The organism is Bradyrhizobium sp. USDA 3650, assembly GCF_054057395.1.
In genome coordinates this window covers 3,425,963-3,448,402 of record NZ_JBSRZG010000001.1, presented here as the reverse complement: position 1 = coordinate 3,448,402, position 22,440 = coordinate 3,425,963, and the positions used below count along the sequence as shown (strand labels likewise).

Annotated in this window: 19 protein-coding genes and 1 other RNA gene; 8 read left to right on the top strand and 12 right to left on the bottom strand. The window is 64.7% G+C overall.

All coding sequences use genetic code 11. The features are described 5' to 3' along the window. Positions 1-65 precede the first annotated feature (65 nt). Complete coding sequence (locus ACVIN2_RS16015) at positions 66-3,215, top strand: multidrug efflux RND transporter permease subunit (RefSeq protein ID WP_456766278.1); 3,150 nt, start codon at positions 66-68, stop codon at positions 3,213-3,215. Positions 3,216-3,491: 276 nt separating this feature from the next. Beyond that, positions 3,492-4,628 (top strand): AAA family ATPase, encoded by a 1,137-nt coding sequence (locus ACVIN2_RS16010; protein WP_456766277.1) that lies wholly within the window; start codon positions 3,492-3,494, stop codon positions 4,626-4,628. Positions 4,629-4,654: 26 nt separating this feature from the next. Here the strand turns inward: ACVIN2_RS16010 and ACVIN2_RS16005 are convergent, their stop codons facing one another. The 9 genes from ACVIN2_RS16005 to tkt form a co-directional block, all read right to left on the bottom strand. Next, the gene (locus ACVIN2_RS16005) at positions 4,655-5,446 is read right to left on the bottom strand and encodes an inositol monophosphatase family protein (RefSeq protein WP_456766276.1); all 792 of its coding nucleotides are present in this window, start codon (positions 5,444-5,446) and stop codon (positions 4,655-4,657) included. Between the two features lie 85 nt (positions 5,447-5,531). Then, positions 5,532-6,626, bottom strand: coding sequence for a tetratricopeptide repeat protein (locus ACVIN2_RS16000; RefSeq protein ID WP_456766275.1), 1,095 nt, complete (start codon positions 6,624-6,626; stop codon positions 5,532-5,534). Between the two features lie 8 nt (positions 6,627-6,634). Next, a complete protein-coding gene (locus ACVIN2_RS15995; RefSeq protein WP_456766274.1) occupies positions 6,635-7,309 on the bottom strand; it encodes a thiamine phosphate synthase in 675 nt (224 codons plus the stop codon). Positions 7,310-7,312: 3 nt separating this feature from the next. After that, on the bottom strand, positions 7,313-8,338 hold the full coding sequence (locus ACVIN2_RS15990; RefSeq protein WP_456766273.1) for a class I fructose-bisphosphate aldolase: 1,026 nt from the start codon (positions 8,336-8,338) through the stop codon (positions 7,313-7,315). Between the two features lie 255 nt (positions 8,339-8,593). After that, the gene (gene fba, locus ACVIN2_RS15985) at positions 8,594-9,661 is read right to left on the bottom strand and encodes a class II fructose-bisphosphate aldolase (protein WP_456766272.1); all 1,068 of its coding nucleotides are present in this window, start codon (positions 9,659-9,661) and stop codon (positions 8,594-8,596) included. Between the two features lie 67 nt (positions 9,662-9,728). Next, on the bottom strand, positions 9,729-10,925 hold the full coding sequence (locus ACVIN2_RS15980; protein WP_456766271.1) for a phosphoglycerate kinase: 1,197 nt from the start codon (positions 10,923-10,925) through the stop codon (positions 9,729-9,731). Further along, positions 10,922-11,080, bottom strand: coding sequence for a hypothetical protein (locus ACVIN2_RS15975; protein WP_247406375.1), 159 nt, complete (start codon positions 11,078-11,080; stop codon positions 10,922-10,924). Before ACVIN2_RS15975 ends, ACVIN2_RS15980 begins: the two co-directional genes overlap by 4 nt. A gap of 33 nt (positions 11,081-11,113) precedes the next feature. Further along, positions 11,114-12,121 (bottom strand): type I glyceraldehyde-3-phosphate dehydrogenase, encoded by a 1,008-nt coding sequence (gene gap / locus ACVIN2_RS15970; protein WP_456766270.1) that lies wholly within the window; start codon positions 12,119-12,121, stop codon positions 11,114-11,116. Positions 12,122-12,267: 146 nt separating this feature from the next. Then, a complete protein-coding gene (gene tkt / locus ACVIN2_RS15965) occupies positions 12,268-14,253 on the bottom strand; it encodes a transketolase (protein ID WP_456766269.1) in 1,986 nt (661 codons plus the stop codon). Positions 14,254-14,631: 378 nt separating this feature from the next. On the opposite strand from tkt, the gene ACVIN2_RS15960 reads away from it, so the two are divergent. The 6 genes from ACVIN2_RS15960 (at position 14,632) to ACVIN2_RS15935 (ending at position 17,944) form a co-directional block, all read left to right on the top strand. Further along, entirely contained in the window at positions 14,632-14,952 is a 321-nt protein-coding gene (locus tag ACVIN2_RS15960; protein ID WP_026232773.1) for a DUF4164 domain-containing protein, read from the top strand. Next, positions 14,949-15,332, top strand: coding sequence for a cell division protein ZapA (locus tag ACVIN2_RS15955; RefSeq protein WP_007599950.1), 384 nt, complete (start codon positions 14,949-14,951; stop codon positions 15,330-15,332). Before ACVIN2_RS15960 ends, ACVIN2_RS15955 begins: the two co-directional genes overlap by 4 nt. A gap of 48 nt (positions 15,333-15,380) precedes the next feature. Then, a non-coding RNA gene (ssrS, locus tag ACVIN2_RS15950) (6S RNA) lies at positions 15,381-15,540 on the top strand. Between the two features lie 187 nt (positions 15,541-15,727). Then, entirely contained in the window at positions 15,728-16,324 is a 597-nt protein-coding gene (locus ACVIN2_RS15945; RefSeq protein WP_456766268.1) for a 5-formyltetrahydrofolate cyclo-ligase, read from the top strand. Beyond that, positions 16,302-17,126 (top strand): TIGR00282 family metallophosphoesterase, encoded by an 825-nt coding sequence (locus ACVIN2_RS15940; protein WP_166517682.1) that lies wholly within the window; start codon positions 16,302-16,304, stop codon positions 17,124-17,126. Before ACVIN2_RS15945 ends, ACVIN2_RS15940 begins: the two co-directional genes overlap by 23 nt. 140 nt (positions 17,127-17,266) lie before the next feature. Next, entirely contained in the window at positions 17,267-17,944 is a 678-nt protein-coding gene (locus tag ACVIN2_RS15935; RefSeq protein WP_456766267.1) for a hypothetical protein, read from the top strand. A gap of 260 nt (positions 17,945-18,204) precedes the next feature. Here the strand turns inward: ACVIN2_RS15935 and ACVIN2_RS15930 are convergent, their stop codons facing one another. The 3 genes from ACVIN2_RS15930 to ACVIN2_RS15920 are packed head-to-tail and all read right to left on the bottom strand — an operon-like array spanning position 18,205 to position 22,195. Continuing rightward, positions 18,205-19,548: a c-type cytochrome gene (locus tag ACVIN2_RS15930; protein ID WP_456766266.1), complete on the bottom strand. Its 1,344-nt coding sequence runs from the start codon at positions 19,546-19,548 to the stop codon at positions 18,205-18,207. Next, entirely contained in the window at positions 19,545-21,722 is a 2,178-nt protein-coding gene (locus ACVIN2_RS15925; protein WP_456766265.1) for a molybdopterin cofactor-binding domain-containing protein, read from the bottom strand. Before ACVIN2_RS15925 ends, ACVIN2_RS15930 begins: the two co-directional genes overlap by 4 nt. 8 nt (positions 21,723-21,730) lie before the next feature. After that, positions 21,731-22,195 carry a (2Fe-2S)-binding protein gene (locus ACVIN2_RS15920; RefSeq protein ID WP_456766264.1) on the bottom strand — a complete coding sequence of 155 codons (465 nt, stop codon included), beginning with the start codon at positions 22,193-22,195 and terminating at the stop codon, positions 21,731-21,733. Positions 22,196-22,440: the final 245 nt, after the last annotated feature.

Genomic DNA, 22,440 nt, shown 5'->3' with positions numbered 1-22,440 from the left:
TTCGAGACGCGCGTTCCGCGCTCCTCACCATGAGGGACCAGTGAAACAACGAGGTTAAAGCGGTAATGGCGAGCTTCTTCATCGACAGGCCGATCTTCGCCTGGGTTGTCGCGCTGTTCATCTGTCTGGTCGGCGCAATTTCGATTCCGCTGTTGCCGATCGCGCAATATCCGATCATCGCGCCGCCCTCGATCTCGATCTCGACCAGCTATCCCGGCGCCTCGCCCGAAAACCTCTACAACAGCGTCACGCGGCTGATCGAGGAGGAGCTCAACGGCGCCTCCGGCATCCTCAATTTCGAATCGACCAGCGACTCGCTCGGCCAGGTCGAGATCATCGCCAATTTCGTGCCGGGCACCGATACCAGCGCCGCCTCGGTCGAGGTGCAGAACCGCATCAAGCGCGTCGAGGCGCGGCTGCCGCGCGCCGTGATCCAGCAGGGCATCCTGATCGAGGAAGCCTCCAGCGCGGTGCTCCAGATCATCACGCTGAACTCGACCGACGGCAGCCTCGACGAGGTCGGGCTCGGCGACTTCATGATCCGCAACGTGCTCGGCGAAATCCGCCGCATCCCCGGCGTCGGCCGCGCCACGCTGTATTCGACCGAGCGCAGCCTGCGCGTCTGGGTCGATCCCGCAAAGCTGGTCGGCTATGGCCTGACCGCCGACGACGTCAACAAGGCCATTGCCGCGCAGAATGCGCAGGTCGCATCGGGCAGCATCGGCGCAGAGCCGTCGACCTCGACCCAGCGCACCTCCGCGCTGGTGCTGGTCAAGGGCCAGCTCTCGTCCCCGGACGAATTCGGCACCATCATCCTGCGCGCCAATGCCGACGGCTCGACCGTGCGGCTGCGCGACGTCGCGCGCATCGAGGTCGGCGGCCTCAGCTACCAGTTCAACACCCGTCTCGACGGCAAGCCGACCGCCGGCCTTTCCGTGCTGATGTCGCCGACCGGCAATGCGCTGGCGACCGCGAGCGCCGTCGAAGAGAAGATGAAGGAGCTGTCCCGCTTCTTCCCGGCCAATATCGGCTACGAGATTCCCTACAACATCACGCCCGTGGTCGAGGCCTCGATCAAGAAGGTGTTGTCGACGCTGGTCGAAGCCATCGTGCTGGTGTTCGTGGTGATGTTCCTGTTTCTGCAGAACATCCGCTACACCATCATTCCGACCATCGTGGTGCCGGTGGCGCTCTTGGGCGCCTGTACCACGCTGCTGCTCGCCGGCTACTCCATCAACATGCTCTCGATGTTCGGCATGGTGCTCGCGGTCGGCATCCTCGTCGACGATGCCATCGTTGTGGTCGAGAACGTCGAGCGCATCATGGCCGAGGAGGGGCTGCCGCCGAAGGAAGCGACGCGGAAAGCGATGTCGCAGATCACCGGCGCCATCATCGGCATCACGCTGGTCTTGATGGCGGTGTTCGTGCCGATGGCGTTCTTCCCGGGCTCGGTCGGCATCATCTACCGCCAGTTCTCCGTGACCATGGTCGCCGCGATCGGCTTCTCCGCCTTCCTGGCGCTGTCGCTGACGCCGGCGCTGTGTGCGACGCTGCTCAAGCCCGTCGCGGCCGGCCACGGTCACGCCAAGAAGGGCGTGTTCGGCTGGTTCAACCGCATCCTCGACGGCAGCAAGGAGGGCTATTCCCGCACCGTCGGCTTCTCGCTGAAGCGCACCGGCCGCTTGATGCTGGTCTATGTTGCGCTGCTCGCCGGCCTGTCCTGGGCCTTCGTCAATCTGCCCGGCGGCTTCCTGCCCGTCGACGACCAGGGTTTCGTCACCACCGACGTGCAGACGCCGTCGGATTCGTCCTATGGCCGGACCGAGGCGGTGATCGAGAAAGTGGAAAAATACCTGGCGCAGCGCCCGGGCGTCGACAACGTCACCTTCCTCACCGGCTTCAGCTTCTCCGGTCAGGGCATGAACACCGCGCAGGCCTTCATCACCCTGAAGGACTGGTCGGAGCGCGGGCCGAAGGATTCGGCAGCGGCGATCGTCACCGACATCAACCGCGATTTGTCGTCCTCGATCCGCGACGCCAAGATCTCCGCGCTGCAGCCGCCGCCGATCGACAATCTCGGCAACTCCTCGGGCTTCTCGTTCCGGCTCCAGGACCGCGGCCAGAAGGGCTATCCGGCCTTGATGCGCGCCGCCGATCAGTTGATCGCGGAGGCCAATGCGAGCGCTGTGCTTCAGAAGGTCTATGTCGAAGGCCTGCCCGAGGCCGGCGTGGTCAATCTCGTGATCGACCGCGAAAAGGCCGGCGCCTTCGGCGTCACCTTCGAGGACATCAACAACACCATTTCGACCAATCTCGGCTCGAACTACATCAACGACTTCCCGAACCGCGGCCGCATGCAGCGCGTCGTGGTGCAGGCCGATGCCCGCGACCGCATGCGGACCGAGGACATCCTCAACTACAACGTCAAGAACAGCCGCGGCCAGCTGGTGCCGTTCTCTTCCTTTGCCACCGTGGAATGGGCGCGCGGCCCGACGCAGATCACCGGCTTCAACTATTATCCGGCGGTGCGCATCTCGGGTGAGGCGAAACCCGGCTTCACCTCCGGCGATGCCATCGCCGAGATGGAACGGCTCGCCGGCAAGCTGCCGCGCGGCTTCGGCTATGAATGGACCGGGCAGTCGCTGCAGGAGAAGCTGTCGGGTTCGCAGGCGCCGTTCCTGCTCGGACTCTCGGTATTCGTGGTGTTCCTGTGCCTGGCCGCGCTTTACGAGAGCTGGACCATTCCGCTGGCGGTGCTGCTCACCGTGCCGCTCGGCATCGTCGGCGCCGTGGTCGCTGCAATGCTGCGCGGCCTGCCCAACGACGTCTATTTCACCGTCGGCCTGATCACCATCATCGGCCTTGCGGCCAAGGACGCGATTTTGATCATCGAGTTCGCCAAGGATCTGCGCAAAGAGGGCAAGCCGCTGGTGGACGCCACCATCGAGGCCTGCCGCCTGCGCTTCCGCCCGATCCTGATGACCGGCCTCGCCTTCATCTGCGGCGTGCTGCCGATGGCCATTGCACACGGCGCCGGCGGCGCCAGCCAGCAGGCACTCGGCAGCATCGTGATGGGCGGCATGATCGCGGTGGTGATTTTGGCGCTGCTGATGGTGCCGGTGTTCTTCGTCTCGGTGCAGCGCGTGCTGGGCGGAGATCGGGAGAAGGTGGCGAAGGGCGAGATGTACGGGCCGCCCGCGCCGGCCAAGCTGTAAGGTGAGGTGTCATGCCCCGCCTAGTGCGCAATTGCGCACGGGGGGCGGGGCATCCAGTACGCCGCGGCCTTTCCGTACCCAACAGACGTCTCTGGAATACTGGATCATCCGCCTTCGCGGATGATGACGGTCGGGTTTGCGCTGGTGAGAGTCGGCCATTGAACGCCCGATCGGTCGGCTTGATTTCCCGGAGGCCTCAATCCAGACTGCATCCCTGGATTGAAACAACCAATTCGCACCGCGCCGCGAATACACAGGCACCCGCCGAGAGCAGTCATGCGTCCGACCGACATTGCGATCTCGAACTATCGCTCCATTCGGCGGCTCTCCATACCCATCCACCCCCTATCGGTGTTTGTCGGCGAAAATGGCGTCGGCAAATCCAATCTCTACAAGTCCTTGTCGCTGTTGCGCGACGCGGCGACCGGTCAAATCACCCGCACGATCGCCGATGAAGGCGGATTGAATTCGGTCTGCTGGTCCGGCATTCGCAAAAAAGGCGAAGACGGGCGGCTGCGGCTGTCGGCCACATTCGACAGCATGAGCTATTTCATCGAGCTCGGGTTTCCGAGCCCGCTTCAGGCCGCGTTTTCCGGCGAGCCGATGATCAAGGCCGAAACGATCGAAACGACGCGCGGCAAACGCACGGTCAAGCTGATGGAGCGGGTCAATTCGCTCATCAGCGTCCGCGGCGAGAGCGGCGCCTGGATCGCTCACAAGGATGCGGTGCTGCCGTCAGAGACCGCGCTTGCGGCTTTTTCCGATGGCAAGCAGTGCCCGGAAATCGACCTGATCAGAAATGCGATGCTCGGCTGGCGATTCTATCATGATTTTCGCACTGATCCCGCGTCGCCGATACGAAAGCCTTGTCTCGCGATCGCAACGCCCTCGCTCAGCGCCGATGGCATCGATCTGGCTGCCACCCTGGCGACCCTCTATGTCATTCGGGAGGACGCCAACGACCTGCAGGACGCAATCCAGGATGCATTCCCGGGCGCCGAACTCCGCGCATGGGAAGAAAACGGCAGGTGTGAATTCGATCTGCAATTGCCGGATATGCCGCGGCCGTTCAGGGCTCATGAACTATCCGACGGGACACTGAAATACATTTGCCTGCTCGCGGTGTTCATGGGCTACCGGCTGCCGCCGTTCATCGCGCTGAACGAACCCGAGACCAGCCTGCATCCGTCGTTGCTGGCGCCGCTGGCCCGGCTCATCGCCAAGGCATCACGCCGCGCCGACATCTGGATCGTCACCCATTCCGAACAGTTGATGGACGCACTGCGAAGCGAGAGTTCGGTCCCGCTCCGCCGGGTGATCAAGTCGAAAGGCGCCACGGCCATCGAGGGCCTGACCATCGGCGGTGAATATCGCGACGAGGAAGATGATGAGGACGAGGACGACGATTCGTGAACGTCGTAAATCGAGCCGTCGTGCTGTTACGCCGGCTTCCGCAGAATCTTCACCAATTCCCCGTGCACGAACTCATTCCCGCACACGACATTGCCCGTCACCAGGGCGTCGCCCGGCGTGTCGATGTCGGTGACCGTGCCGCCCGCTTCGCGCAGCATGATTATGCCGGCGGCGACGTCCCAGGATTGCAAATTGCGTTCCCAGTAGCCGTCGAGGCGGCCGGCGGCGACGAAGGCCAGATCGAGCGAGGCGGCGCCGAAGCGGCGCAGGCCGGCGACGCGCTCCTGCATCGCGGTCATCTCGCGGCGGAATTCCTCGTGGTCGCCGCGGCCGATATGGGGCAGGCCGCAGGCCACCACGCATTCGTTGAGCTGGCGGCGGCCGGCCACGCGCAGGCGCTGGTCGTTGAGGAAGGCGCCCTTGCCGCGCTCGGCGATGTAGAGCTCGTCATTGGCGGGATTGTAGATCACGCCGGCGATGATCGTGCCTTCGCGCGACAGCCCGATCGAGATCGCGAATTGCGGGATGCCGTGCAGGAAGTTGGTGGTGCCGTCGAGCGGATCGACGATCCAGGTGTGGCTCTTGTCGGAGCCCTCGCGCGTGCCGCCTTCCTCGCCGATGAAGCCGTAGCCGGGCCGCGCCTTGGCGAGGTCCTGATAGAGGATCTCCTCGGCGCGCTTGTCGGCCAGCGAGACGAAATTCGCCGGTCCCTTCAGCGAGACCTGGAGATGCTCGATCTCACCGAGATCGCGCTTGAGGCTGCGGCCGGCGCGACGCGCGGCCTTGACCATGACGTTGATAGTTGCGGAATACAGCATGAGCTTCCGGTCTTGATCGGGGGAAATGGCGCGAAATCGCGCGTGTTTGAGGGATGGGGTGCCCTGCGAGGGGCCTAAGGTCAAGTCATTTGGTCCCGAGCCATTTCCTGGCGGCAGCCTCGGCCTTGGCCCGGTCCTCGGCCGGCAGATCGGAAAATTGCTTGTCCAGCTCCGGATCGCCCTTGCCGGCGGTCTTGGCCACCAGATGCCATTTGAAGCCCTCGACCTTGTCCACGGCCGTGCCCATGCCGTTGATCAGCACCCAGGCCAGCCGGTTCTGCGCGATCGCGCTGCCCTGGCGAGACGCCTTGCGGAGCAGGGCGACGGCCGCCGGCTGGTTCTTCGGCGTGCCGGTGCCGTTGAAGAGCGCGATGGCGTATTCGACCTCGGCATCGACATTGTCGGTCAGCGTGGCGACCTGGAGCAGACGCACCGCCCGTTCCAAATCCTTCGGCACGCCGGTGCCTTCCTTGTAGAAGGTCGCGAGCGCGTATTGCGCCTCCGGCAGGCCGGCATCAGCCGCCTGGCGCAGCAGCTCGGCGGAGCGCTTGACGTCCTGCGGCAGGGTCTGGCCGTCGAGATAGAGCAGCGCGAGGTTATAGGCCGCCTTGGGCTCGCCGAGCTTGGCGGCGGACGCCATCAGCTTGACCGCCTCGTTCTTGTCGACCGGGCCGCCGCGGCCGGACATCCTGAGCATGGCGAGCGCGAACATCGCCTCGCGGTCGCCGGCGTCGGAGGCGCGCTTGTACCATTGCAGCGCCTTGGCGTAGTCGCGCCGGATGCCCATGGCGTTGGAATAGAGCTCACCCAGCATGGTCATCGCCTTGGCATCGCCGGTCTCGGCACGAGCGGTGGCGAGTTCGAAGGCGGTCTTGTATTGACCGCGCTGATAGGCGCCGAACACCAGATCGACGTTGGGATTGTCGGCCGGCGGCGCCGGGATCACGGTCGCCGCCGGAGCAGGCTTTGAGGACGCTGAAGGCTTGGGGGAGGCTGAAGGTTTGGATGCCGGCGCCGCTTCCTTCTTCTTGGTGATGGTGTGCGGCGTGGCCTTCGGCTTGTCCTTGCTTTTCTCGGCCGAAGGGTTCGGCGTTGCCACGGGCGGCGTGATCTGGAGCTGCGCGGCCGCGGGCACTGTGAGCAGCAGCGTGGCCAGGATGGTGATGCGCGGGAGCTTCATGACGGGCGCTAGCCGTGCTCCTGTTCTGCAAGCGCGCTCGCATGAGCCTTCTTGATCGCAGCGTCGGCCTCGATCAGCGCCGCCTTGGGTCCGCGCGGATCGGTCCAGATGAAGTCGCCCACCAGCACGAAATCGGCGCCGCTGGCGGCGAATTCGTGGGCCTCCTCCAGCGAGATGGCAAAGCCGACGCAGGGCGGCTCGAACAGCTCGGCCCACCAGTCCAGCCGCTCGGCAATCGCCTGCGACGACGGCCGCTGGCCCTTTGCGTCGGGCTCGCCGAACAGCACGTAATCCGCGCCGATCTCGCCCGCATCCATCGAATGGTGCCGCGTCGTCAGCCCGCCGACGCCGGCGATGCGATCGGGCTTCAGCGATGGCAGCGCCTCTTTCAGCGCGGCAATGCCGGGCAGGTGCGCGCCGTCGGCGCCGCCGCGTGCGACGAGCTCAGGATGGCCGTCGACGAGCAGCGCGGCGCCCGCTTTCTGAACCGGCGGCGCGAGTGCCTTGATCCGGGAGATCATGGTGCGCTGATCGGTCACCTTCAGCCGCAACAGCACGGCCGCGACGTCGGCGGCGGCGAGCAGGCCGGGCAGCTCGGCCAGAAGCGAAGCGGGATCATCGACGACGGGCGTCGCGAGATAAAGGCGCGGCGCCGGGCGCGGCGGAGGAGATTTGTTCGACAAGATCTAGGCTGCTTTCTGTTCCAGGCTGCTTTGCCATTCGCCTTTGGAGGCGAGGCCATTCATGCGCGCGCGATGACTGAATGCGTTTTGTCCGGCTGCGACGTTCTCGGCCTTGCCCGACCATGCCTTCTGCGGCGCGGCCTGGAGGGCGCGACCATAGGAGAAAGTCAGGCCCCAAGGCAGCGGGCCGAGCTTGTGCATGGCGTTGAGATGCGCCGTTGCCTCTTCATCCGACTGACCGCCGGAGAGGAACGCGATGCCGGGCACCGCCGCGGGCACGCACGCCCTAAGCAGCCGTATCGTCTTCTCCGCGACCTCCTCGACGGAAGCCTGCTTGGCGGATTTCTTGCCGGAGATGGCCATGTTCGGCTTCAGCACCATGCCCTCGAGCGCGACGCGCTGCACGCGCAATTCCTGGAACGTCTTGTTGAGCACACGGCTCGTCACCTCATAGCAGCGATCGATGTCGTGATCGCCGTCCATCAGCACTTCGGGCTCGACGATCGGCACGATCTGCGCGGCCTGGCACAGCGCTGCATAACGCGCCAGTGCGTGGGCGTTGACGCTGATCGCGGTCATCGAGGGAATACCGCTGCCGATGTCGATCACCGCGCGCCATTTGGCGAAGCGCGCGCCGCGCTCGTAATATTTCTTCAAGCGCTCGGCGAGCTTGTCGAGCCCGACGGTGACGAGCTCTCCCGGGCACATCGGCAGGGGTTGCGTGCCCTCGTCGACCTTGATGCCGGGAATGGCGCCGCTACTCTCGATCAGCTTGACCAGGGGCGTGCCATCCTTTGCGTTCTGCCAGATCGTCTCGTCATAGAGGATGACGCCGGAGATGTGCTGGTTCATCGCGTCCTTCGAGCGGAACAGCATCTCGCGATAGTCGCGGCGGTTCTCCTCGGTCGATTCCACGCCGATCGCGTCGAAACGCTTCTTGATGGTGCCGGAGGATTCGTCGGCGGCAAGGATGCCCTTGCCGGGCGCGACCAGAGCGGTCGCGATCCTGTTGAGCTCAGTCAGATTCATCGAGATGTCCTCCCAAAACGATTCTGCCCTTGCCGGCGAAAATAGACCGTTCTCGAGCAAATGCCGAGTTAACGTTCGTCGCAGGGTAAGGGGGGAGGGCTTGTTCACCTCGCCCCGCTTGCTGGGAGAGGTCGGATCGCCCTTGCGATCCGGGTGAGGGGGTACAGGTCCCGCAGTCATCTCATCTGCGGAGAGAGCCCCTCACCCCAACCCTCTCCCCGCGAAGGGCAGGGAGAGGGGGAGGATAGAGCAGCTTCACGCCACCTTCGGGGCGAGCTCGCCCTTGGCGTAGCGCTTGGCCATCTCGGCCGTGGTCAGCACCTTCTTGATCTTGGAGGCTTGGCCTGCGGTATTGAATTCCTGGAGCCGCTGCTTGCACAGCTTGGTCATCGCTTCCATTGCGGGCTTCAGGTACTTGCGCGGGTCGAACTCTTCCGGATTGTCCTTGAGCACTTTCCGGATCTGGCCGGTCATCGCCATGCGGTTGTCGGTGTCGATGTTGATCTTGCGCACGCCGTTCTTGATGCCGCGCTGGATCTCGGCCACCGGCACGCCCCAGGTCGGCTTCATCTTGCCGCCATAGGCGTTGATGATGTCCTGGAGGTCCTGCGGCACCGACGAGGAACCGTGCATGACGAGATGCATGTTCGGCAGCTTGCGGTGGATCTCCTCGATCACGTTCATGGCGAGGATGTCGCCGTCGGGCTTGCGGGTAAATTTGTAGGCGCCGTGCGACGTCCCCATCGCGATCGCGAGCGCGTCGACCTGGGTCTCCTGGACGAACTTCACGGCCTCGTCCGGATTGGTGAGGAGCTGGTCGTGGCTGAGCTTGCCCTCGGCGCCGTGGCCGTCTTCCTTGTCGCCCATGCCGGTCTCGAGCGAGCCGAGCACGCCGAGCTCGCCCTCGACCGAGATGCCGCCGAGATGGGCCATGTCGGTCACGGTCTTGGTCACCCCGACATTGTAGCCCCAATCGCCGGGGGTCTTGCCGTCAGCCTTGAGCGAGCCGTCCATCATGACCGAGGTGAAGCCGGTCTGGATCGCGGTCATGCAGGTCGCCGGCTCGTTGCCGTGGTCGAGATGCACGCAGACCGGAATGTGCGGATAGATCTCGGTCACCGCGTCCATCATGTGCTTGAGCATGATGTCGTTGGCGTAGGAGCGCGCACCGCGCGAGGCCTGGATGATGACGGGCGCGTCGACCTGGTTGGCCGCGTCCATAATCGCCAGCGCCTGCTCCATGTTGTTGATGTTGAAGGCCGGGACGCCGTAATCGTTCTCCGCCGCATGGTCGAGCAATTGACGCAACGTGATCCGAGCCATCTGTGTTTTTCTCCCGTTTGGGCCTGCAAGGCCACTGCTTGAAGGCGGCTGACGACTTGCCGACCGATTACTTGATGCGCAGAACTTCGACGCCGGGCAGGGGCTTGCCTTCCATCCATTCAAGAAATGCGCCACCGGCGGTCGAGACATAGGTGAACTGACCGGCCACATGGGCCTGGTTGAGGGCCGCCACGGTGTCGCCGCCGCCCGCGATCGAGACCAGCTTCTTGGCCTTGGTGCGCTCGGCGGCGTGCTTGGCGGCGGACATCGTGCCGCGGTCGAACGGCTGCATCTCGAACGCACCGAGCGGTCCGTTCCAGACCAGCGTCGCCGCATCGTCGATCGCGGCATGAACACGCGCGATCGACTGCGGACCGACGTCGAGGATCATGCCGTCGGCCGGAATCGCGTCCAGCCCATAGGCGTGCGACGGCGCGTTGGCCGCGAAATGATAGGCGACGGTGGCGTCGACCGGCAGGATGATGGCGCAGTTGGCGGCTTCCGCCTTTTCCATGATGCGCAGCGCGGTCGCGGCGAGATCCTTCTCGGCCAGCGACTTGCCGATGCCGACGCCCTGGGCGTGCAGGAAGGTGTTGGCCATGCCGCCGCCGATCACGAGCGCGTCGACCTTGGTCACGAGGTTTTCGAGCAGGTCGATCTTGGTCGAGACCTTGGCGCCGCCGATGATCGCGATGACGGGCTTGGTCGGTGAGCCCAGCGCCTTCTCCAGCGCGACCAGTTCGGCCTGCATGGTGCGGCCGGCATAGGCGGGCAGCTTGTGGCCGAGGCCTTCGGTCGAGGCGTGGGCGCGGTGCGCGGCCGAGAACGCGTCATTGACCCAGATGTCGCCGAGTTTTGCGAGCTCCGCGACAAAGGCCGGATCGTTCTTCTCTTCCTCTTTGTGGAAGCGGGTGTTTTCCAGACAGAGGATGTCACCGTCGTTCAGCGCCGCCACGGCCTTGGCCGCGGGCTCGCCGATGCAGTCGTCGGCAAACGCGACGGGCTTCTTCACGACCTTCGACAATGCCTCGGCAACAGGCTTGAGCGAGTCCTTGGCATCGCGCCCTTTCGGCCGGCCGAAATGCGCGAGCAGGATGACCTTGCCGCCCTTGTCCGAGATTTCGGTGATGGTCGGCGCGACGCGCTCGAGCCGGGTCGCGTCGCTGACGCGCCCGTTCTCCATGGGCACGTTGAGATCGACGCGCAGCAGCACGCGCTTGCCCTTCACTTCGACGTCGTCGAGGGTGCGGAATTTGTTGGTCACGAGGGATCCCCTGAACCGCCTTGGGTAATGTTGGGCCAGTCCTCGATCTTCCGATCCGGATCGGGCTTGATCTTCGAGCCCGATCGCAAGAACAGGAACAACAGGCCGCCCATCAACGCCAAGAGGAGCGCGAGGGCGACGAGTTGCGAGGTCATGGCGTTCTCCGGCTGTGCCGTGACGCGTCTTGGTTAGATCATCTTCGACATCGCAACGGCGGTGTCCGCCATGCGATTCGAGAAGCCCCACTCGTTGTCGTACCAGGACATCACACGCACCAGCGTGCCGTTCTGCACCTTGGTCTGGTCCTCGTGGAACGTCGAGGAGTGCGGGTCGTGGTTGAAGTCGATCGAGACGTTCGGCGCGCTGGTGTAGCCGAGGATGCCCTTGAGCTGCTGCTCGGAGGCGCGCTTCATCGCCGCGTTGATTTCCTTGACGTCGGTGGCGCGCTTGGCGACGATCTTGAGGTCGACGACCGAGACGTTCGGAGTCGGCACGCGGATCGCGACGCCGTCGAGCTTGCCCTTCAGTTCCGGCAGCACGAGGCCGATCGCCTTGGCGGCGCCGGTCGAGGTCGGGATCATCGACATCGCAGCCGCGCGGCCGCGATAGAGATCCTTGTGCATGGTATCGAGCGTCGGCTGGTCGCCGGTATAGGCGTGGATCGTGGTCATGAAGCCGGTCTCGATGCCGACGAGGTCGTTCAGCACCTTGGCGATCGGCGCGAGACAGTTGGTGGTGCAGGAGCCGTTGGAGACGACCAGATGTTCCCGGGTCAGCGTGTCGTGGTTGACGCCGTAGACGATGGTGGCGTCGGCGCCGTCGGCGGGCGCAGAAACGAGAACGCGCTTGGCGCCGGCGGTCAGATGCGCGGAGGCCTTGTCCTTCGAAGTGAAAATGCCGGTGCATTCCATCGCGATGTCGATGCCGAGATCCTTCCAGGGCAGCTTCGAGGGATCGCGCTCGGCGGTCACCTTGATCTTGTTGCCGCCGAGGCTGATCGTGTCGCCATCGACGGTTACGGTGCCGGGGAAACGGCCATGGACGCTGTCGAAGCGAAGCAGATGCGCGTTGGTCTCGACCGGGCCGAGGTCGTTGATGCCGACGACCTCGATGTCCTTGCGGCCGGACTCGGCGATGGCCCGCAGGATGTTGCGGCCGATGCGGCCAAAACCGTTGATTCCGACGCGGACTGCCATGTTTCGTCTCCTTCAATGACCGTTGTCATCCCGCACAACGCGCTAGCGCGCCTGCGAGGGTTTTTTTAGGGCGGACGCCCGGTTCGGCCGGGCGGGGCTTGATCATATGAGAGTTAGGTAGTCCTTTTTTTTGGCAATCTCAACTCTCAGGAAACGCGTTTCAGAACGGCGTTAACCGCGGCCTCGGCGGTAATGCCAAAGTGCTGGAATACCTTGTTGAGAGGGGCGCTGGCGCCGAAGGAGTGCATGCCGATAAATTCGCCATCCTGGCCGATCACGGCGTCCCAGCCCCAGCGCACGGCGGCCTCGATCGCGACCTTGACCGGGGCGTTGCCGATGATCTCGTCGCGGCGTTCCTTTGGTTGCGCTAACAGGAGCTCGAGCGAGGGAACCGAAACCACCCGGGTCGGAATGCCGCGCTCGGCGAGCTGCTTCTGGGCGGCCACGGCCATCTCCACTTCGGAGCCGGAAGCAAACAGCGTCGCCTTGGCTTCGCCCTGGGCGGCCACCAGCTCGTAGGCACCGAACCGGCACGGGCTCTCGTTCGGCGCGGTGGTGCGCAGCTGTGGCAGGTTCTGCCGGGTCAGCGCCAGCACCGTCGGGCCGTCGATGCGGTTGAGCGCGAGCTCCCAGCACTCGGCAACCTCGATGGAATCGCACGGGCGGAACACGCGCATGTTGGGAATGGCGCGAAGTGCCGAGAGATGCTCGACCGGCTGGTGGGTCGGGCCGTCTTCGCCGAGGCCGATGGAATCATGGGTCATGACATAAACGACCCCGGTCCCCATCAACGCGGCGAGCCGCATCGCGGGCCGCGCATAATCCGTGAACACCAGGAATGTCGCGCCGTTCGGCGCAAAGCCGCCGTGCAGGAAGATGCCGTTCATCGCCGCGCACATGCCGTGCTCGCGGATGCCGTAATGGATGAAGCGGCCCTTCGGCGTCTTGGCCGAGAACGCGGTCGCCGACTTCGCCTTGTTGTTGTTGGAGCCGGTGAGGTCGGCCGAGCCCGCCAAAAATTCCATCGGCATCGCGCCGGCGATGACTTCGATCACGGCTTCGGAGGATTTGCGGGTCGCCGCATTCATCGGCTTTTCCAAGAGCTCCTTCTTGTAGCCTTTGAACGCCTTTGCCAGCGCTGCCGGCCGCTCGTGGCGGAGGCGACGCTCGAACTCGGCGCGCTTTCGGCTGCCGAGTTCACCGAGCCTTGCTTCCCATTCCTGTCGTGCCGCCGCGCCGCGGCTGCCGGCCGCGCGCCAGGCTTTCAGCACGTCGTCGGGCACCGAGAACGGCTCCAGCGAAATGCCGAGATTTTCCTTGGCGGCCTTGAGTTCGTCGGCGCCGAGCGCTTCGCCGTGGACCTTGTTGGTACCGGCCTTGTGCGGGGCGCCGAAGCCGATGGTGGTGCGGCACGCAATCAGCGTCGGCTTGTTTGATTTCTGCGCGCGCGTGATCGCGGCAGCGATTGCGGCCTGGTCGTGGCCGTCGATCTTTTCGGCGGCCCAGCCGCACGCCTTGAAGCGCTTCACCTGGTCGACGGAATCGGAGATCGAGGTGGGGCCGTCGATCGAGATGCCGTTGTCGTCGTAGAGCACGATCAGCTTGTTGAGCTTCCAGTGCCCGGCCATCGCGATCGCTTCCTGCGACACGCCTTCCATCAAATCGCCGTCGGAAGCGATCACGTAGGTATGGTGGTCGACGATCTTCTTGCCGAATTCGGCCGCGAGCATCTTCTCGGCGAGCGCCATGCCGACGGCGGTGGAAATGCCCTGGCCGAGCGGACCGGTGGTGGTCTCGATGCCCTTGGTGTGGCCATGCTCGGGATGTCCGGGGGTCAGCGATCCCAACTGGCGAAAATCCTTGAGCTGGTCGATCGTCATCTCGGGACTGCCGATCAGATACAGCAGCGAATAGATCAGCATCGAGCCGTGCCCGGCCGAGAGCACGAAGCGGTCCCGGTCCGGCCAGTCCAGCGCGGCGACGTCGAATTTCAGGAATTGCGTGAACAGCACGGTCGCCATGTCGGCGGCGCCCATCGGCAGGCCCGGATGACCCGATTTCGCCTTCTCGACGCCGTCCATGGCAAGGCCGCGGATCGCATTGGCCATACGGTTGTGATCGACCTGCGTCATGTCTGAAAATCCGTCTGAAATGAGGCGCTTGTGGCTGGATTTGGCCGCGCCGGAAGGAGCCTTTCGGCCGCTGGGGTCGCGGCTGGGATAGCATCTCGGTTCCGACAGGCCAAGGCAATCAAACGCCGGTTTGGCCGTAAAAGTTGCTTACAGCATGATCCGGAAAAGTGGAGGCCGGTTTTCCGGCCAGATCATGCCCGGCAGGGACTGATAGATCGGGATGAAGCCCATCCCGATCTATCAGTGCATAGTTTCGTGGCGGCGTTGCGCTCCGCTAGCTTGCCACGTAAATTTCTGCTTCTAACCGCTTGCCGAACCGAGTCTTTTGCCGGACGGCAAGCCCCCCGGGGATAGGCCACAGGTTCCGCCGCTGACTGCATGAACGATCGCGTATCCAACAGCTCTGCCATGACCGAGTCCTCGGCCGTCGAGATCGAGATCGCGACCCGCAGGCTCATGGCGGCGCTCGACTCGCTCGAAAGCGCGGTGGAGCGGCGGCGCGATGCCGATCGCGACGAGAACGAGCTCGCGGCGCGAATCCAGGCGCTGGGCGCGGACCGCTCGCGGCTTGCCGACGAGCTCGACGGCGCGCTGGTGAAGGCGCGCAAGCTCGAGCGCTCCAGCCGCGAGATCTCCGATCGGCTGGATTCCGCGATCGTCACGATACGCTCGGTGCTCGATACCGGAGAGGATGGATGAGCCACATCAACGTCACCATCAACGGCCGGCAATACCGCATGGCCTGCGAGGAAGGCCAGGAGGTGCGGCTGCTCAAGCTCGCCGAGAGCCTGGAGACGCGGATCCAGTCGCTGCGCGGAAAGTTCGGCGAGATCGGTGATGCCAGGCTCACCGTGATGGCGGCGCTGACCGTCTGCGACGAATTGGTCGATGCCGGCAACCGCATCCGCACCATGGAGCAGGAGCTGACCGAATTGCGGGATTTCCGCAACGCCGCTGTGGAGCGCGCTCGGCTGACCCAGACCGCGGTCGTGAACGCACTGAACTCTGCGGCCGAGCGCATCGAGAAGTCGACCCAGGTCCTGAACCGCACCGTCGGCAACGGGATCGCCATCGGCTGACCCTTCACCGGGCTGGCGATTCGTCAGCATCGTTGTTACATTGCCCGAGCGGGGCTGCGACGCGCGTCAGGAGCCATTATCCCCGGGGCCTTATCGATCCTTTAGGGAACTGTCCCTGGCCGGGCCCGTGGGCTCGGACATATGGTGCCCACCTACTTTCGTAGGGAACTCCGGGATCGAGTGCTTCAACGGCGTTCGCGGCTTCGCACTTTTGTTTGCTTGCTTTGTGCTTGTTGGAGCGATTGCGGCCGGTTCAACAGGTCATGCCCCGGCTTGACCGGGGCATCGAGTACGCCGCGGCTTTTGTGTGAATCACCACGGCCTCTGGAATACTGGATCACCCGCCCCAGTGCGCAAGGCGCACAAGGCGGGTGATGACGGCGGAGCAAGCGCGCATGACCAACACCAAAGCCGAACTCCGTGCCAAAGCCCTCGCGGCGCGCGATGCGCTGAGCGAAAAGAAACGCACCGCCGCCGCCGCCAAGCTCGCCAAGCGCGGGCTGCCGTTTCAGCTCCTGCCTGGCAGCATCGTATCCGGCTATTCGCCGATCCGCAGCGAGATCGATCCGATGCCGCTGCTGAAGAAGCTGGCCGAGCAGGGCGCCAGGCTCGCGCTGCCTTGCGTCACCGCACGCGGCCAGGCGCTGATCTTCCGCATCTTCCATCCGAACGATCGCCTGATGCTCGGCCCGCTCGGCATTCCCGAGCCGTCGCCTGGGGCCGCCGAAGTCATTCCCGACATCATGCTGACGCCGCTCGCTGCCTTCGATCGTCTCGGCCATCGCATCGGCTATGGCGCGGGGCATTACGACCACACCTTCGCGCATCTGCGAAAAGCCAAGAATATCGTCGGCATCGGGCTCGCTTTTGCAGCGCAGGAGATCAAGGCGGTTCCGGCACTAGCCCACGACGTGGCGCTGGATTATGTGCTAACGGAATCCGACGTATTCGATTTCCGGAGTTCTGAAGTTGCGCATTCTGTTCGTGGGTGATGTCGTCGGCCGTGCCGGGCGCAATGCCATCGCCGAATATCTGCCCGGCATGGTCAAGGACTGGTCGCTCGATTTCGTCGTCGTCAACGGCGAGAATTCCGCCGGTGGCTTCGGCATCACGGAAGCGATCTATCAGGAGTTTCTCGACGCCGGCGCCGACGCGGTGACCCTCGGCAATCACTCCTGGGACCAGCGCGAAGCTCTCGTGTTCATCGAGCGCGCCGAGCGTTTGGTGCGGCCGGCGAACTATCCGCGCGGCACGCCCGGCCGCGGCGCCGCGTTGGTCGAGACCAAGAACGGCAAGCATGCGCTCGTCGTCAACGCTTTGGGCCGCGTCTTCATGACCCCGTTCGACGATCCCTTCGCAGCGCTGGAGCGCGAGCTCGGCGCCTGCCCGCTCGGCATCGCCGCGGACGCCATCGTCGTCGACTTCCATTGCGAGGCGACCAGCGAGAAGCAGGGCATCGGCTTCTTCTGCGACGGCCGCGCCAGCCTCGTCGTCGGCACCCACACCCACGTGCCGACCGCCGACCACCAGATCCTGTCAGGCGGCACCGCCTACATGACCGATGCCGGCATGACCGGCGACTACGATTCCATCATCGGCATGCAGAAGGAGGAGCCGCTGCGGAGGTTCACCTCCGGGATCCCCTCAGGCCGCTTCGAGCCGGCGGCGGGCGCAGCGACGCTCAGCGGCGTGGCCGTGGAGACCGATGACGCGACGGGGCTAGCACTGCGGATCGCACCGGTGCGCGCCGGCGGCCGGCTGGAGCCGACGACGCCGAAATTCTGGTTGAGCTGAACGGCGGCGCTACACTATCGGTGCCGTAGGGTGGGCAAAGGCGCAGTTGCGCCGTGCCCACGACCTTTTTCGATCGTTAAAGGTGGTGGGCACGCTTCGCTTTGCCCACCCTACGATACTGAGTTTTCCGGAGAGCCGTGGTGCCAAGGATTGCCGTCATCCTGCTGTTGCTGCTGTTTTCGAATGGTGCGCTCGCGCAGACACTGAGCAAGCCACGACCGGCGACGCGGGGGACCGTGTCTCCTGCCGATATCGCGGAACGGTTAGAGAAGTCCGCCAACGAGACGGCCCGAATAGTGCCAAACGCCGCACGGGGCGCGGCGGTCGATTTCGCTTGGCCGATGACTGCGGAAGAGTACGCCGCGACTGCAAAGCATGTGCTCGTGCTTGTGAGCGTCGTGACCCAAGATGCTGCGGAGCTTCCCCTGCGCCGCGTGCACATCAGGGCCGGCGGCAGGGATATCGAGCTGGTTCGCTTGAGCCATCAGTTCGTCGGCGTCGCAAAGAGCTCCAGGACCTTTTCGGTGCTTGGTCCCCATCGCGAAGACGGGTTCTATCTGGCACCGGCCGGCGCAATTATGACGGAGGGTTACCTGCAGGCCGACTTCGCGACGCGCCGAAGCGACTTCAACCTGTACAAATTGCCGGGCACAGCGCCGGACTTCATTCGGTCGGACAAAAATCCCGAACCGCCGCCTGACAGTAAGCCAGATTTGGCGGCAGTCAGGGCGATGATCTTGCGAGAGTACAAGGGCTTTAAGCCTCCGACATTCGAGCGGGCGATGTTGCTGTTCTCGGACAGGTTGGCCGGTCTTTAGCCAGAGTTGTTGACTTGGCTGATAGCTCCAACTTTGCCGTCGTCCCGGCGAAGGCCGGGACCCCTACCGCGTGATCTATCCGTTGCACGCAGCCGGAGTACCGAACGACGAATCTTCGCCAAACGGCTCCCTCTGGTTATGGGTCCCGGCCTCCGCCGGGACGACATCGAATTCTGGTCGAGTTGAAGAACAACTCCACACACTCAGTGTCGTCCTGGCTTTCGCCAGGACGACATCGCTTCTGATTTGCGTCGTCTGCGCTACTCCGCCGTCTGCTCCCGCAACTCCGCCACGTCCTTCGCCGTCAGCTTCGATCCCTTCGCCCCGAACCGTGCCGTGACATAGTTCGCCACCGCCGCAATCTCGTCGTCGCTATAGGCGTTGCCGAACGCGGGCATAGACAGCGCGCCGACGGGCGTGTGGCGCTTGGTGCCCGACAGCACGATCTGCGCGACGTTGGTGGCGGCGGGGTCGTTGACGGCCCAGGTGCCGGTCAGCGTCGCCATCGGCGAGACCGGGCTCTCGCCGCTCCAGCCGTGGCAGCTGGCGCAGGCGCTGGCGAACATCTTCTTGCCACGCGCGTCCGCAGTGACGCCGTCCTTGTGCGAGGCGGGCGCAACCGGCGCGGTGGTTGCGGGCAGGTCGGGCGAGGGCTGCGGCGGCACGCTGCGCAAGTAGGCGACGATGCTGCTTATGTCCTCAGGCGCGAACTGACTAAAACTGTGGTCGACCGCTTCACCCATCGGACCCGAGGCCGAGCCGTGGCCCGGCGCGTGGCCGAGCGAGAGATACGAGATAAGGTCCTCGTCACGCCAGCTACCGACGCCGGTGGCCTTGTCGGAGGAGATGTTGAAGGCGCGCCAGCCCGCCGTGATCGCGCCTGCGAACTTCTTGCGGTTGTCCAGCGCAAAGCCGAGATTGCGCGGCGTGTGGCATTCGCCGCAATGCGCCAGCGCTTCCACGAGATAGGCGCCGCGATTCCACTCCGGGCTCTTCGACGTATCGGGCGCGAAGCGCGTGTCAGGATTGAACACGGCCGACCAGAACATCATGGCCCAGCGCTGGTTGAACGGGAACGACAGCGTGTTCTCCGGCGGCTTCGCGCGCACCGCAGGCAGGCTGAACAGATAGGCCTTCACCGCCAGCACGTCCTCGTCGGTCATGTAGGTGTAGGACGTGTAGGGCATCGCCGGATAGAGCCGGGCGCCGTCATGGCGCTTGCCGCGCTGGACCGCGTTGAGAAAATCCTGGTCGCTGTAATTGCCGATGCCGGTGTCCTTGTCCGGCGTGATGTTGGTGGAATAGAGCGTGCCGAATGGCAGCTTGAAGCCGAGCCCGCCGGAATAGTCCTTCTCGCCCGGCTTGGTGTGGCAAACCATGCAGTCGGCCGCCTTCGCGAGGTATTCGCCGCGTTCGACCAGGCTCGCCTTTTCCAGCCTGGCCGGCACGCCGGCCGGCTTGCCGGCGCGGTAGTCCGCCAGCGCCACCTTCGGGCCGCCGGCGAAGTCGAGCGGGCCGGGCCCGCGGATGATCCAGACGCCTGATACCACCACGACAATGGCGATCACGACGATGCCGGTAAGGAGACGCATCTTGCCGCTCATGCCTTTTTCCCCGCAGCCAGCAGTTTCCGATCGATCGGCAGGCGCCGCAGCGCGACGCCGGTTGCCGCGTAAATGGCGTTGCGCAGCGCCGGCGGTCCGGCATTGACGCCGGCCTCACCGATGCCGCCGGGCGCCTCGCCGCTCTTGACCACGATCACCTCGATCTTCGGCATCTCGTTGATGCGCATCATGCGGTAGTCGTGGAAATTCGATTGCTGCACGCGGCCCTTCTCGATGGTGATCTCGCCATAGAGCGCGGCGGTGAGGCCGAACACCAGGCCACCCTCGATCTGCGCCTTCACCGTATCGGGGTTGACCGCGATGCCGGTGTCGACCACCGAAGTGATGCGGCGGAGCATGATCTCGCCGATATCGTCGATCTCCGCTTCCACCACGGTGGCGAGGAAGCTTGCAAACGACGGCTGCACGCAGATGCCGCGACCGACGCGCGGTGGCAGCGGTTGGCCCCAGCCGGATTTCTCGGCGGCGAGATTGAGCACCGCGAGCATGCGCGGATTCTTGGTCAGCATGGAGCGGCGGAATTCGACGGGGTCCTTGCCGGCCTTGCGCGCGAGCTCGTCCATCGCGCATTCGACCGCGAACACGTTGTTGTTCGGACCAACGCCGCGCCAGAAGCCGGTGGGCACCGCCGGCGGTTCGGCGCGGACATATTCGACATGGAAGTTGGCGAAGTCGTAGGGCGCATCCACGGCGGCATCGACCGCGTCGATATCGATGCCTTTCTGGAACGCCGGCGGCAGCCAGCGCGCCAGCACGGCGGAGCCGGCGACCTTGTACTTCCAGGCCGCGACCTTGCCGTCGACCAGCGATGCCGTGACCTGGTCGCGATAGACCGGGCGGTAGACGTCGTGCTGGATGTCCTCCTCACGGGTCCATATCACCTTGACGGGATAGTCGACCTGCTTTGCGATCTTCACGGCGGCCACCACCATGTCCGGCTCGAGCTTGCGGCCGAAGCCGCCGCCGAGCAGATGCTGGTTGACGATCACCTTGTCGACCGGGAGGCCCGCGGCCTTCGCTGCCTCCGACTGCACGCGCGTCATGATCTGCGTGCCGGTCCAGATCTCGCAGGCATCAGGCCTGACGTGAACGGTGGCGTTGATCGGCTCCATCGAGGCATGCGCCAGGAACGGCAGTTCGAAGCTCGCCTCGAACTTGTCCCCGCTCGCGAGCCCCTTGGCGATGTCGCCGACCGATTTCGCGACCACGCCGTCCTTCGCGCTGGCGGCGCGGAGATGCTGCCAGATATCCGCCGTGCTGAGCTTCGCGTTCGGTCCCTCGTTCCACTCGATCTCGAGCGCATCGAGGCCCTTCTTCGCGGCCCACATGTGGTCGCCGATCACGGCGACCGTGTCCTCGAGCACCACGATTTTGCGCACGCCCGGGATTTTTGTCGCCGCGCTGTCGTCGACCTTGCCGACCTTGCCGCCAAAGACCGGGCAATTGGCGATCGCGGCGATCTTCATGCCGGGCAGGATCGCGTCGATGCCGTAGACGGCCTTGCCATTGACCTTGTCCGGCGTGTCGAGCCGCTTCAGGGGCTGGCCGATGATGACGAAGTCCTTGGGATCCTTGACCGAAACATCCTTCGGCGGCGTCTGGCCCTGTGCGGCCAGTGCCAGTTCGCCATAGCCGAGCTTGCGGCCGCTTGCGGGATGCACGACCTCGCCTTTCGACGCGGTGCAGCTTGCAGGCTCGACCTGCCATTGCGCCGCTGCGGCCTGCACCAGCATCGCGCGCGCACTCGCGCCGGCTGCGCGCAACGGTTTCCACCAGGCGCGGATCGAGGTCGAGCCACCCGTGGCCTGCAAGCCGAACGCGGGATTGGCGTAGAGCTTGTCGTTGGGCGGCGCATGCAGCACGGCGACCTTTGCCCAATCGGCGTCGAGCTCTTCGGCCAGGATCATCGCAATCGAAGTATAGACCCCCTGGCCCATCTCGACCTGCGGCATCATCAGTACGGTGCGGCCGGTCTCGTCGATGCGGATGAAGGCGTTAGGCGCGAACTTGCCGTCGGTGGTGTCACGCGGCTGCTCCGGCTCGTTGACGGCGGCGCGCAGCGGCAGGTGGAAGGCGAGCAGGAAGCCGGTGGCGAGACCGCCGGTCAGCAGCGCACGGCGGGAGACGTCAGGAAGAGTCTTGTCGGTGATCATGGCGGACCTCACGACTGACGGCCGGAGGCGGCCTGCTTGATGGCCTCGCGGATGCGCACATAGGTGCCGCAGCGGCAGATGTTGCCGGCCATCGCGGCGTCGATGTCGGAATCGTCAGGGCTGGGCGTTGCCGCCAGCAACGCCGCGGCCGACATGATCTGCCCGGACTGGCAGTAGCCGCACTGGACCACTTCGGCATCGAGCCAGGCCTTCTGCACCTTTGCGCCGGCCGGTGTGCTGCCGACATGCTCGATCGTCGTGATGGCGCGGTTCGCGACCGCGCTGACCGGCAAGACGCAGGAGCGCACCGCCTTGCCGTCGACGTGGACGGTGCAGGCGCCGCACTGCGCGATGCCGCAGCCGAACTTGGTGCCGGTCATCCCGAGGACGTCGCGCAGGACCCACAGCAGCGGCATGTCAGGTGGCGCGTCGAACGATTTCGTTTCGCCGTTGATGGTGAGAACAGTTGCCATATGCATCCCCTTGCTCGCTCGATCGCTTGCGGCGATCTAGTCAGCGAATTTGCGCGCACAATAATCATATCGATGCGAAACGATGAAGCGTCGACATTTCCGGCAATGCATATTTGCGCAGCGAGCGCGTCAGGCCATGACGTTCACGAATTTGTGCGGCGATCGCTGCGGTGATTTTGGGCTAATTGATATGATAAGCGTCATTTTCTGACCTTTTTCTTCACATGCGCCGATCATCGCCGCAG